This is a genomic window from Neotamlana sargassicola (assembly GCF_020523965.1).
Taxonomy (GTDB): Bacteria; Bacteroidota; Bacteroidia; order Flavobacteriales; family Flavobacteriaceae; genus Neotamlana; species Neotamlana sargassicola.
Genome location: NZ_JAJAPX010000002.1, coordinates 356,066 through 369,790, shown reverse-complemented (window position 1 = coordinate 369,790; position 13,725 = coordinate 356,066). Strand labels below are relative to the sequence as shown.

At 36.6% G+C, this 13,725-nt stretch carries 7 protein-coding genes; 4 read left to right on the top strand and 3 right to left on the bottom strand.

Features of this window, described 5'->3' with window-relative positions; all coding sequences use genetic code 11:
• Positions 1-6: 6 nt before the first annotated feature.
• Complete coding sequence (locus LG651_RS06375; protein ID WP_226695298.1) at positions 7-1,674, bottom strand: LamG domain-containing protein; 1,668 nt, start codon at positions 1,672-1,674, stop codon at positions 7-9.
• Between the two features lie 371 nt (positions 1,675-2,045).
• Here LG651_RS06375 and LG651_RS06370 point away from each other — a divergent pair, with 371 nt between their 5' ends.
• From LG651_RS06370 to LG651_RS06355, 4 genes are read left to right on the top strand one after another with little or no spacing between them, the layout of a single operon-like run.
• Positions 2,046-5,132: a SusC/RagA family TonB-linked outer membrane protein gene (locus LG651_RS06370; protein WP_226695297.1), complete on the top strand. Its 3,087-nt coding sequence runs from the start codon at positions 2,046-2,048 to the stop codon at positions 5,130-5,132.
• A gap of 10 nt (positions 5,133-5,142) precedes the next feature.
• Positions 5,143-6,702, top strand: coding sequence for a RagB/SusD family nutrient uptake outer membrane protein (locus LG651_RS06365; protein ID WP_226695296.1), 1,560 nt, complete (start codon positions 5,143-5,145; stop codon positions 6,700-6,702).
• Between the two features lie 26 nt (positions 6,703-6,728).
• Entirely contained in the window at positions 6,729-8,207 is a 1,479-nt protein-coding gene (locus LG651_RS06360) for an arylsulfatase (RefSeq protein ID WP_317197712.1), read from the top strand.
• Positions 8,208-8,221: 14 nt separating this feature from the next.
• Positions 8,222-9,196 (top strand): hypothetical protein, encoded by a 975-nt coding sequence (locus LG651_RS06355; protein ID WP_226695294.1) that lies wholly within the window; start codon positions 8,222-8,224, stop codon positions 9,194-9,196.
• A gap of 80 nt (positions 9,197-9,276) precedes the next feature.
• On the opposite strand, the gene LG651_RS06350 is transcribed toward LG651_RS06355, so the two are convergent.
• Together LG651_RS06350 and LG651_RS06345 are read right to left on the bottom strand one after the other, a co-directional pair.
• Complete coding sequence (locus LG651_RS06350; RefSeq protein ID WP_226695293.1) at positions 9,277-10,848, bottom strand: glycoside hydrolase family protein; 1,572 nt, start codon at positions 10,846-10,848, stop codon at positions 9,277-9,279.
• A gap of 1 nt (position 10,849) precedes the next feature.
• Entirely contained in the window at positions 10,850-13,690 is a 2,841-nt protein-coding gene (locus tag LG651_RS06345; RefSeq protein ID WP_226695292.1) for a right-handed parallel beta-helix repeat-containing protein, read from the bottom strand.
• Between the last annotated feature and the right edge of the window lie 35 nt (positions 13,691-13,725).

The following is a 13,725-nucleotide window of genomic DNA, read 5'->3' as shown; positions in this document are numbered from 1 at the left end:
CTCGTATTAATTAGAAAAAGGCAAACCAGAAGTTATTTTTTCCCAAATAGGATTTCCTACAAAATTACCGGTATGATTAGCCGGTCCAGAATCTGCAGCCGACGTGCCACTACCATCATTTAACTTCCAATAACCCGTTAAACCAGTTTCGCTACCTGTTAAACGTACATCTTTATTATCTGCAATTTGAGAAGCTGTACGGGCAACGCTCCAAATACGCACATCGCTAATTAAACCAGAGAAATGGCGATCTGGCTGTCCTGTGCTTCTTCCTATATTAAAATTGTTTGCTGTTGATGAAATAATTCCAGTTGCGGCACCAGAACCATCTAAAGCACCATCTACGTACAATTCTATATCTAAACTAGCAGACATAACAACGGCCACATGATGCCATTGACCATCGTTTATAGTAGCAGTTCCATTTACGCCACCACCGCTATATTCAATTCTTAACGAACCAGAGTTTATTCTCATGTCCCATTTTTCTCTATTGGCATTAATTCCCCATGAAAGAATTAAGGTTGTAGTTGCTGTAGATTGATCGGTTTTAATCCAAGCTTCCATAGTACGTTCGGCAGCACCCGCTATTCCTTGAAATGTTGGTGTTTCAATATAATCTGCACCTCCTAAACTAACAACATAAACACCTTGCAACGCTTCCTCGAAAGCAGCAATTGCGTCTTGTAAAGTTTGTTCGGCATCGTCTACAACTGTTTGTCCGGTTGAAATATCGTCTGCAACAGCTTGAGCATCATCTATAGCCGATTGCAATATAGCCTTAGAACCAATTTGATAAGTTCCTAGTTCTGTACCTTCCACGGCTGCATCATGTATTGCTTGTGCGTTTGCAATGGTTGCCGTAAGTTGGGTTATATCTCTATCTGGGCCACCAACTCTTGCTAAGTTAAAATCTTCTACTGCCGATTGTAAAGTCTGTAAAGCAGCATCAACATCGGCTTGCGACAAAAGCTCTGTAGTATCGACTACACTTTGTGCAGCATCAATTGCTGTTTGCAAAGTTGCTTTCGAACCTACCGCATACTCTCCAATTGCAGTACCTTCAATGGCAGCATCATGTAAGGTTTGTGCTCCGGTTATTTCAGCTTCTAAATTCGTAAAATCTAAAGGTGGGTTTTCGGCATCTTCAAAAGCATTTATAGCTACTAATAAATTGGCAAGCGCTGTGTTGATTTCAGCTTGTGTCGATTCTGTATTATTAGAAACTACTAAGGCAGCATCTATAACCGCTTGTAAAGTAGCTTTTGAGCCAACCTCGTACTCTCCGGGATAAATACCTTCTACTGCATTATCATGTAACGTTTGCGCACTCGTTATTGTAGACTCTAGGCTAGAACCATCAATAATAACTATACTATTTAAATAAGTATCTAAAGCGGCGCTTATTTTATTGGTTGCAATATCTAAAGTACCTTGGTTTATAGCAGTTTCTCTGTAAGTTTCGTACTGAGCAATTACAGCTTCCAAAATAACCGTTGCGCCAATAGTTATATCTCCGTTTGATTCTCCTTCCTTTGATACATCGGCTGCATTTTTTGCCTCTGCTAAAACCGAATCAAACTCAGTGTAGTCTATAACATTAACATCATCACTACAAGAGCATACAACCATTAATACTATAAACGCGTAACTACATAGTTTTTTAATTGTCATAATAATTTAGTTTAAATCTTTTAGTTAGTCTTTTTAATGAATGCCAATTTCTAAAAAAAGAACATTAACGAGGTGTTTATCGTGTTTCTAATAAGGTGTAAAAATGTTGCAAAAGGCATTTTCATCATTTTATTTATTAAAAAGAAATACAGCTGCAAAACAATGTTAACAGCTAAAAAACATAGAGCCTCATTAAAACCATCTACCTATATTAACCCCCAAAAACAAACATACTAGATAAAAGTACATTGAATGTAAAATGCCAAAAATTAGGTGTTTTGCAACATTTGTATACTTTAATTAAGATATTTAATAAAACGCTTGTTACTACATTTACCTAAATTTTATTACTAACTAAATAAACTGATTTTATGAATTTTAAATTTATAATTATTATGTTGTTTTCTGGCATAATTGGGATTACTCAAGCCCAAGAACAGAAAGTAATATATGGAGTCATTACCGATGCAAATAATGTTCCGCTACCAGGGGTTAACATAGTTATTAAAGGTGCCTCTGCTGGAACAACATCCGATTTCGATGGAAACTTCTCTATTAAAACATCTACCACAACCGAGTTACAGTTTTCGTATGTAGGCTACATTACACAAACCATAGTTATTGGCAACAAGACCAATTTAAGCATTATTATGCAAGAAGATGCCCAAGCTTTAGACGAAGTTGTTGTAATTGGTTATGGTACTAGTAGTAAAAAGGAACTGGTTTCGGCTGTAGCATCTATTGATGGCGATGCGCTACAAAACCAACCTGTTGCACGAGTAGACCAAGCGCTTCAAGGTCGTGCTGCCGGAGTTGAAGTTACATCAAACAACGGTGCTCCAGGTTCTGGTGCAACAATAAGAATTAGAGGAAATAGCTCTATTAACGGTAATAACAACCCGCTATTTGTAATAGACGGATTTATTGTGGGCACCGGATTTAACCTAAATAATATAAATGTTAATGATATTGAATCTATTGAAATATTAAAAGATGCAACAGCATTAGCAATTTATGGAACAAGAGGTGCTTCTGGGGTTGTAATTATAAGTACAAAAAATGGTAAAGGATTAAAACCTGGAAAACCAACCATATCCCTAAACGTTTACACTAGCGTTGAAGAACTTACGAATAAAATTGACATTCTTGGTGGTTCCGACTACATAAGATACGTTAACGAAGGATCTCAATTTACGCCTGGGCCCACGGTTGATGTAAATGGAATTCCAGTTTCTGTTGGCCTTACAGACGAAACTCTGCCGCTTTTATATAGCGACCCAGACGCTGTAGAAACCACAGATTGGATTGACTTAGTTTCACAAGTTGGAATTAAACAAAACGTAGATTTATCGGTTTCTGGTAATGCCGAAAATGTAAATTACTATTCTTCAATTAATTATTTTAATCAAGAAGGTATTATTAAAGGATCTGGGTTAGAAAGAGTTGTTTTTAGAAGCAATCTTGATTATGACATTTCGGATAAATTTAAAACAGGATTTAGATTAAATATTACCGGACAACGCAAAGAGAATAATAAAGTAAACTACGCTCAAATAGTACAAAATGTTTTACCGGTAAGAACAGTTTATGATGATGATGGCAACTTTACAGGAACAAACCCAATAAGTGGAACCTTGCAACGTAACCCAGAAGCAGATATACAATTACGAGTAGATCACGACTTGGTTACAAACATAATAGCTAACACTTATATAGAATACGAAGTTTTAAAAGGTTTAACATTTAAATCTAGCGTTGGAGCAAGTTTAAATTTTTACAAAAACAACCAATATTTACCTGGTGCCCTTCCAGAACGTTTATTAAACAATAATGAGGGCGGTTATGGTAGAGTACAAATAACTAACAGTAAAAGTATTCTTCAAGAAAACACCTTAAATTTTAAACAAGAATTTGGCAAACATAACTTTAATTTATTAGGCGGTTTTACTTGGCAAAAGGATACTAGCGAATCTTCATCGGCTAGTGCCGAAGGTTTTCCATTTGATGTATTAGAATTTAATGGTTTAGAAATTGGTTCGGACCCAGAAACATACTTAGTAAGTTCTGGATATTCACAAAGAACTTTAGCATCTTTTTTAGGTCGTTTAACCTACTCATTCGATAAAAAATACGTTTTAACTTTAGTAGGACGTTACGATGGCTCTTCTGTTTTCGAAGATGGAAATAAATACGCATTTTTCCCATCGGCAGGTGTTGCTTGGAACATTGATGAAGAAAAATTCATGCAAAACCAAAGCTTAATTAACAACCTAAAAATAAGAGGTAGTTTTGGTATTGTTGGGGAACAAGGTGTTTCTGCCTACAACTCGTTCGACAGGTTTTCGCCCACCTTTACTACGTTTAACGAAAACTTAAGTTCTGCTGTAATTTTAGGAGCTCCAGCTTCTTCTGGTTTAAAATGGGAAACTACAGAGCAATTAGATCTTGGTTTAGAAGTTGGCTTCCTAAAAAACAGAATTAATTTCGAGGCAGGTTATTACAAAAAAGTAACTAAAGACTTACTTTTATCTCAAGACGTACCAAACACAGCTGGAGGCAGCCAACTAAGAAATGTAGGTAGTGTTCAAAATCAAGGTGTAGAATTTTTGCTAAATTCTGTTAACATAAATACACCAAATTTTCAATGGAGTACTTCACTAACCTTATCGGCTAACAGAAGTAAAGTTTTAGAACTTGGAGGTGAAGATTTTATCACACTACAATCTACTGGAAACCAAGGCGGTTCTTCGGCTGCATTAATTGTAGGACAACCATTCCCCGCTTTTATTGGTGCCGAATACTTAGGAACATACCAAGACGCACAGGAAATTATAGATGACAATAGAATTGGGCGCTCTTTTTTAGGCGGTCCAAGATATACAGACCTAAATGGAGACGGTACAATAAACAATTTAGATTATAGCATTATAGGAAGCCCCGAAGCCGATTTTTTTGGCGGTTTAAGAAATACTTTTACATACAAAAGCCTTGCATTAGATGTCTTTTTCCAAGGTTCATACGGTAACGAAGTATTTAATGTAAGAACTCAAACATCCTTTTACGGAAGAGGTGAAGAAAACCTAGACACCAGAGTTTTAAACCGATGGATTCAAGGGGTAAACGAAGTTTCCGATGTACCAAGAGCTGGAACATCCACATCTGTTTTTAATCCAAACAGTACCGTAAACGTTGAAGACGGCTCGTTTTTAAGACTTAAGTCTATTTCATTATCGTACGATATACCGGTAAAACAAACAAGCCTTAAAAATGTATTTAAATCTATGAATATATATGTTACCGGTAACAACCTTGCATTATTTTCCAAGTTTAGCCTAGGAGATCCCGAAGTAAATAATTTTTCTGCAGGATCTGGTTTCGGTTCTGTTTCTCAAGGATTTGCATCGGGTCAATTCCCGTACTCAAGAAGTATTTTGGCAGGATTAAAAGTTGAATTTTAAAAATTTACAAATGAAAAAGTCTATAATTATAAAAAACATATTAGTTTTTGCAGTGCTTTTGTTAACTGCCTGCGATTCGTTTTTAGAAGAAGAACCAAGAGGGCTACTAACTACTGGCAACTTTTACAACAACGACAGTGAAGCCATTTTAGCCTCGAACGGCCTATATAGAATATTGCACCGAGGAAACCTTTACAGAACCAGAGGACTCGATGATTATTTAGTTAGCGGTACCGATGTTGTAGGACCAAGTAGAAACGTTAATGCTAACATTCACAACTACTTAATTAACGAGGGCGTATCCGATGGAAATGGTGTTTGGGGTAGCCTTTATGAATTAATTAGAAATGCTTGCGATATTATTGATAGAGTTGATAACAATGAAAGTTTAACCGAAGATATTAGAGAACAAGTGATGGGAGAAGCTCTATTTATGCGCGCCTTAGCCTATTACCATTTAACAAATTTATGGGGCGATGTACCTTATTTTAGAGAGCTACTACCATTAAGCGAACTGGCAGTTTTAGAACGCGTTGCGAAAGAAACGATTAGAACAGATATTAAAGTAGATTTAGAAGAAGCCTATAACCTTTTACCATCAACATATAGCGATGACGAACTTGGTCGAGCCACTAAATGGGCTGCAAAAGCTTTGCAAGCAAAACTCTATTTGTTTGATGAAGAATGGCAACCTGCTTTAGATGCATGTAACGAAATAATAAACTATTCACCACATACTTTGCTCGACAATTTTGCCGATGTTTTCGACCAAACAGACATAACCAATCAATATAACGCAGAACATATTTTTGTTGTAGATTTTACTACAGATCCTGTTATTGGCGATTTAGACACAAACAGAACAGACGATTATAACCCAAGGTTAAGAGATGAACCCGCCGATAGAAATAGCGTTCCAACAACTAATAATCCTGATGGGTTAGCTAATTGGGAATTATTATTTAACGCACTTGGAGAAATCGATCAAGATATGACAGGTTATGGTTGGGCCATACCTTTACCTGAAATTGCAGACCAAGCAAATTGGGATCCAGACGATTTAAGATATGATGCAACCATTGTAACAGAATATCTAGGTTTTCAATTATCGTTCCCATATTACCGCAAAAACTGGAATTTAAACAATACGTCTCCTAGAGAAAACCACAGCGAAAACTATATCGTTTTTAGGTTAGCAGACATCTATTTAATGGCGGCAGAAGCCGAAAACGAATTAAACGGGCCAAATGGTGCTTATGCATATGTTAACAAAGTAAGAGAACGTGCTTTCGAGCCAAACAAACCTTGGTCTGGATTATCGCAACAAGAATTTAGAGAAGCTATGTACGACGAAAGAAAATTTGAACTTGCGGCCGAGGGACATAGAAAAATGGATTTAATTCGCTGGGGAATTCTTTTAGATGTTGTTAGAACTGTTGAGCACAGAGCTTGGAACAACCCGGGAGCGAACATTCAAGAAAAACACGTTTTACTTCCAATACCTCAACAAGAGCTTTTACTAAACCCTAATTTATTAAATACAGACCCTACCAATAACGGCTATAGATAATTTTAAATACATTTTTTAACATGCGTATGTATCAATTTAAAAACATATTATTTTTATTAATTACACTGCTTCTTTATTGCTGTAATTCATCTAATAAAAACGTTAATCCCGTTACGCCAAACAGTAAAACAGAAAAAAAACCTAATATTATTTACATTTTAGCAGACGATTTAGGTTACGGTGACGTAGGTGTTTATGGGCAAACTAAATTTAACACACCGAACATAGATAAGCTTGCTCAAAACGGTATGTTATTTACCCAACACTATTCTGGCAGCACGGTTTGCGCCCCATCCAGATCGGCATTAATGACAGGTATGCATACTGGCCATACTGCCATTAGAGGAAATAAAGAAATAAAACCCGAAGGCCAACACCCAATACCAGACCAAACGTTTACCATTGCAGAACAATTAAAAGAAGTTGGTTACAAAACTGGAGCATTTGGTAAATGGGGACTCGGTTTTCCAAAATCTGAAGGTGATCCAACTCTCCAAGGTTTCGATACCTTTTTTGGGTATAACTGCCAAAGACTAGGCCATCACTACTACCCCCACCATTTATGGCATAATAACGATTCGATAGTTTTACAAAAAAACAAAGGACATTTAAAAGGCACTTATGCGCCTAAACTTATCCATGAAAAAACAATAGAGTTTATAGAAAAAAATAAAGACACATCATTTTTTGCCTATGTTGCTTCGGTTATTCCTCATGCAGAATTGGCCGCACCAGAAAACATTTTAAAAGCACATAGCGGAAAATACAATCCTGAAACACCTTATATCGGGACCGATGATGGCCCAAAGTATAGACAGGGCGCATATGAATCTCAAAAAGAACCTCACGCTGCTTTCGCTGCAATGGTAGAAATACTTGATAACCAAGTAGGTGAAATTGTGAACAAGATAAAAGAACTTGGTTTAGAAGACAACACTATAATTATTTTCACCAGCGACAATGGGCCACATAAAGAAGGTGGTGCCGATCCAGAATACTTTAACAGTAATGGCGAATTAAGAGGATTTAAACGAGATTTATATGAAGGCGGCATTCGTGTTCCAATGATTGCTTCTTGGCCGGGTAAAATACAACCAGGAACTAAAACAAACCACATATCCGCTTTTTGGGACGTATTCCCAACGTTATCAGATATTGCAGAAACGAATACTCCAGATAATATCGATGGAATTTCATTTTTACCTACACTTATAGGCGATACAAATTCACAAAAAAATCACGACTATTTGTATTGGGAATTTCATGAAAGAGGTGGTAGGCAAGCCGTTAGAAAAGGCAACTGGAAAGCTGTAAAATACAATGTACTTAAAAAAGGAGAGTCGAAAATTCAACTTTACGACCTTTCAACAGACATTGGAGAAAAACACAACATAGCGGCTCAGCACCCTGAAATTGTAAAAGAAATGGAACAAATTTTAAAGGAAGCCCGAACAAACTCCGATGTTTTCACTTTTAATCAAACGGCATTTCTAAATGTTAAATAAAAAATATTATCAAAATGAAACTATCAACTAAATATAATATGGCAAAAATATTTTTAATAACTTTTATTTCCTTCACCCTATCTTGTGGCGGTGTAGATACCGACGAATTAATTCCTTTATTTCCTCAAGAAGAAGTGGAAGAAATTGATAACGGAGATTTCGCAGGAAACCTACAAATTGTGCTAGGTGATATAAAACAAGCTCAAATACTTAATTCTTTATCAACAACACTTCAAGTTGAGAACTTATTAACTGGTTTTAAAGCGTTAGGCGTACAAGGTATAAGAATTACTATTTTCCCTGAAGGTGAAAACCCAAACGAAGAAATGTTCGATTATTTCTATACTAGAGCAAAAGCCGAAGGATTTAAAATAATGGCTAATCCTGCCCTGTGGGAAGGCGCTCAACGAATTGCTAACAAAGTATTACATGGCACTGTTGTAGACCCTAATAACCAAGGCGCTGCAGGTCCATCGGTTTTGGGTAACGATGAAGCAACACAAATTGTAATAAATAGAATTAAAGAATTCGCCACCCAATATGAAGTAGATTGGATTACACCTTTTAACGAAGATGGAAGACCTGGCGTAGGTTGGAGCACTGCTCAAATAAACGAAATTTACAGTGCCTTACACAATAACGTTAACGGTGCGGAGTTAATAGGCCCTTGCACTTGGGGTGTTCCTGCTGGAACCTTAATGCTTACGCAAACCGATATAAAACAATATATTACCGTTGCTACAACACATAATTTAGGTTTTAACCACGACAGCTGGCCAGGTTTTATTGAAGCCGCAGGAGATTTACCTGTATGGGACTCTGAAGTAAATAACAACGCTGCTTTTTCAGATCGAGCTACTCGTATCGATGCCGCTATTAGTGCAGGTGTTAACGGACTTGTTTTGTATGATAGCTGGAGAACCATATCGTTAACCGACGGTTCTTTAAACAATAATGGTGTTATTCTGAAAAATAAAATTTACGAATAAACTCTAAGAACAAGCAGAAATTAAAAATATCGAGGCTCATAAAACCTCGATATTTTTTTATTCATTTTTATCAAGCATATCTAAAATAAAACCTCCAACTTATCTAACACTGGTTTTGACATATTTTTCGAAGCATTAGAGATTTTAACTTCCAACTGAAACCCGTAACCTTCAGGTAAATCGGACACATTTAAAGACGCCGGAATACGCTCTACCTGTTTCGCAAAATCTTCAATATAATTGTACTGTTCTTTAACCGGTTGCCATTCGCTCCAAGTATCAACTTCACCATTATTATTGGTATCTATACCTATTCTTGCCTCTACAGTTTCAACCCAAGGTCCATCACTCACATAATCTGTATTCATTTGTGTTATCAAATAAAATTTTCCTTCGGCAAACATAATATCTGGATCTGGATGCCCCTGACCAATGTTTCCACAAAATTCAAACGGTTTATTAATATCGCTAGACGTAAACCAAGCTACACTCATATCTTTTCTGCCATGCCCGTTTGCTGGATCGAAATCTGCAAATAAGTAATATTGACCACCAATTGATATTGAAGCCCAATCTCCATAAGCATTTTGCTCTGGCGAATGAATTTCATATTTACCGTAAGCCCTTTTTTGTCCTTTTTTTACGCGGTGCTGTGGCACATCTTCATTGGCTACTTTTGCAGGAAACCTATCTGGAGCTTCTTTATGCCAATGCGGATGGACATACTCGGCCGTTTTTCCTGTAGGGTTTGTTCGCTCATCAACCGGTGGGTTTAAAACTTTAAAATCGCCGGTGCCTGTTTTACTTACCGCATGAACTGCTAAAGGAGAATCCCAGGCATGAGTAGATGCGTTAATAGGCGACCAATCTTCAACTATTAAATGAAAATTGCCATCTAAATCGCGAATTACGGCACAATCAGACCCATGAGTAACATCGTTAAACACCATACCCATATTTTTTCCAGGTACGCCATCGGTTAAATTATCGTCTATATAAAGATGTGGATCTTGGTCGTTTGGAAAATCGTAATACAAATACAGTTTCCCGTCTACATATTCTGCAGTAGTAACCCATTTTGAAAATTCTTCTGAAACTGGCCCGTGATGTACCCAATTTACCATATCGGTACTTTGCCACGCATGATAACCTCCTAAACTCAGTTTTAATCCTCCAGGAGCATCAAACTGATTTTTAAACGGTGTTGTTTTTAAATTCGTATTAAAACCCTGTAAAACGGTATCCTTTGCCTGGAAACCATCTTGCTTTTTAGGTTTAGTATACCTGCCAAACATCCAATAATTTCCAGCGCCCAACTGCAATGTTACAGGCGCATCGGCTAAATTAGAAGGCCCAATATTTTGTATTGGCTGCCAATTGAGCCATTCGTTTGATTGCGAAAACGTAACCGCCTGTACAGCTTGTTTTTTACGAAACTTTTTAAAGATGGTTTTAAAGCTTGCAGTTTTAGATGTTGGCTCTAATTTGCCATTTTTAATTTCAACATTACTAAGTTGATCTGTACTATTTTGCCAGTCTTGTTGAGAATCTATTATCCAATTTGCAGAAACTGACTCCTGTTTATTGTCTTTACAAGAAATTATACTTGCAAAAAGAGCAATAGCTAATGCTTTTGTTATTTTAATATTCATCTTATTCGTTTTTAGTGGTTGTTATAGTAAATTGTTTGGTTAAATAATTTCTAACTGCCGTTATATGAATTTGTTTTCCTCGGTATTTGTTCAATAGTTTTTTTAAATCTGAAATATTTTCAACTTTTTCATCATTTACTGCTTGTATTACCCATTCTTTTGATAATCCAGATTGTATTAGTGCTAATCCTTTTTGTGGATCGATAGCTTTTATGAAGCATCCGTAGTTATAGCCTCCCGAAGCATCAATTAAATCTGGGTCGTCTGCAATATCAACCATTATGGCTCCGTAAATTTCTTCAACAGCGGCCTTTTTTTCAACTGCAGTAACTCTTTGATTGTACTTACCATCAAGCAGTGTTTGAAACCAGCTTGGGTGTTCAACTTGGTCTACTTTCCTAAATATTGCTTTTTGAGTAAAACCTATAGGATTGCCATCTGCATCAAATGTTTTGGCTTTTAAAACAGTAGATTTTTTTAATATGAAAGGTGCTTCATAAACAGGTGAATGTATTGTCGGTTCAGAACCATCTACTGTAAAATGAAGGCTTCCGCCGCTTTCCATACGTTTATCTGCCTTAAGCTCAACTTCAACATTATTAGAAAATTTTCCTCCGTAAGGAACAATTCGAGTCATTTGATGTCCGAATTCATTCATAGGAAAATTTTTAAAGCCTAGTTTTAAAGCAGGAGAATTCTCTTGCACGCTGTAATCTCCTTTTTCTGGATTTTTAAACAAAGGTTTGGCCACTACAGCATTTTGATCGTACCCTTGAGCCTGCCACTCAGCCATAGATTTATTTTCGGCAATTTTAGGGTTGTTTGGTTCGTTCACATTCCAGTATAAATTATAATCGTAATTATTACTCCATGAGACATCGCTAGGTAACCTTATAGCGCGAATAAACTGTTCTGTTGGTTTTGTTTTACCTGGAACAGCTCCAGAAATAACAAAAATATTATGATGCACCTCATCAAACGACTTTTTTGGCCATACATGCCAGCCCAACGGTACTGCACTTACAGTTATGTTATTGTAAACCTTTCGGTACATGCCATCACGAAGTTTTATGGTTGATCCTAAATTTAGGTTGTTATAAATTTCATAATTAGAAGAACCATCATCTAAATCAATCGTCCAATTTCCTGCACTTACAGATTTACGGAAATTGGCAATTCTATTATTTCTAAGAATTGTAACATCTATGGCATCTAGTTTTGTGTATTCTCTCAGAAAATGCTCGTCACTACCGCTTCCAAATCGCCATTGTCTTTCTCTACCCCACGAATTGAATGGACCATGTTCCCCTGTTTCACGAACGGTTTCCCAGATATCACAGTTTTCAATAATATGACCGCCCCAAGTCCCATCGTTTATACAAATTCCTGCACGCGGACAATTATAAATGGTGTTATGAGACACCCTAATTTTATGACTCATAGAAATGTAAACACCGGCTACCTGTTTACCGAAATCGCCAAAATCGTGCATGATGCTATTTTCTACCACACAGTTTTTAGGATAATCTGGAGATTTAGGTCCAGGTTTTAAATCCATGTTTTTTCGCATATCGTCCCAATCTTTACCCTTAATTTCCCAGTCGTCCCATGTTTGATAGAAACGAACTGCCGATGGCGACCCTACAAAACAAACGGCACTCTCACCAGTATGCACAAAACGACAATTTCTAACCACATTATTTCGGTTATAACTGCACATAAATACGCCGTTTCCTCCTAAATATTCAAAGTTGCAATCTTCAATATTACAATTTTCGGCACCTTCCATAAAAACAGCGCCTCCTCTATGAATCGCCCAATCTCCTCGTGCTACTGGTTCATAATCTTCCATGAATGTTAGTGTGGAATGCGTGAAGTTTATGCCTTTTATTGTGATGTGTTTTACAGGATTTTGAGATGTTCCTTTTAATTGAATTAAGTCTTTTAATAAAGGAACTTCAATTATCGATTCTTGAAGATTTACACCTGCGGCAGGATAGTAATACAGCAAATTATGCTCTGTATCTAAAAACCATTCACCAGGAACATCTAACTCCTCAAAAATATTTTCAATATAAAACCAAGATGCCTTTTCACCTGTTCCTCCAATTCCAAATTTACGTTGCAACTGCCAACCACCTTCACCTAAAAACACTTTATTATTTTTTCTGTCTATTGATTTTACACGATACTGCATATTACCCCAATTATGGCTCTGAAAGGCATGCACAATTCCGGTTTCTGGTTGGCTCCATTCTTTTTGTGTAAACGTATTGGGGTTGTAGCTAAACCATTCATCAAATCGCCTATCGGTTCCTCCTGTAACCTTTAGATATCCATTCCCTCCTCTCAATGGATTTTGATAATCATAGTTAGGAAAACGTGCGCGAACTTGACGTTGGTTGTTTACAAAAATTTGATCGAACTCAAGACCTTTTGGTACTTGTGCAACGTAAACCCCATCTTTAAATTCCTTCCACAGTAAACCATCCAACACTTTAGAACCCTTTATGGTTACTTTTGCTCCTGGTACTGCTGAAATTGTAAAAGGATATTGAGCCGTTCCAGAAAAAGATGCATCTAACAGCAATGTTTCAGAAATATGGTACGTTCCCTCATTCATCCAAATGGTAACAGCTTCTTTTCCTATTACTTTTTTAGCTTCGGAAACAGCACGATTTATAGACGCAAAAGGTTGATTTATTGAACCTTCGTTAGAATCGTTTCCTACTACAGAAACATATATTTCTTTTGAAAATGCCAACTGACTTATAAAAAAACATAGTGCGACCAGTTGTACTTTTTTTGCTAAAAACCTCAATTTAAAAGTATTACTTTTCATAAAATCAATCTTTTCTTAAATTAGTTCAAATAAGC

Coding starts and splice junctions, on each gene's coding strand:
- LG651_RS06345 (WP_226695292.1), bottom strand. CDS start 13,690: ATGAAAAGTAATACTTTTAAATTGAGGTTTTTAGCAAAAAAAGTACAA.
- LG651_RS06360 (WP_317197712.1), top strand. CDS start 6,729: ATGTATCAATTTAAAAACATATTATTTTTATTAATTACACTGCTTCTT.
- LG651_RS06375 (WP_226695298.1), bottom strand. CDS start 1,674: ATGACAATTAAAAAACTATGTAGTTACGCGTTTATAGTATTAATGGTT.
- LG651_RS06365 (WP_226695296.1), top strand. CDS start 5,143: ATGAAAAAGTCTATAATTATAAAAAACATATTAGTTTTTGCAGTGCTT.
- LG651_RS06355 (WP_226695294.1), top strand. CDS start 8,222: ATGAAACTATCAACTAAATATAATATGGCAAAAATATTTTTAATAACT.
- LG651_RS06370 (WP_226695297.1), top strand. CDS start 2,046: ATGAATTTTAAATTTATAATTATTATGTTGTTTTCTGGCATAATTGGG.
- LG651_RS06350 (WP_226695293.1), bottom strand. CDS start 10,848: ATGAATATTAAAATAACAAAAGCATTAGCTATTGCTCTTTTTGCAAGT.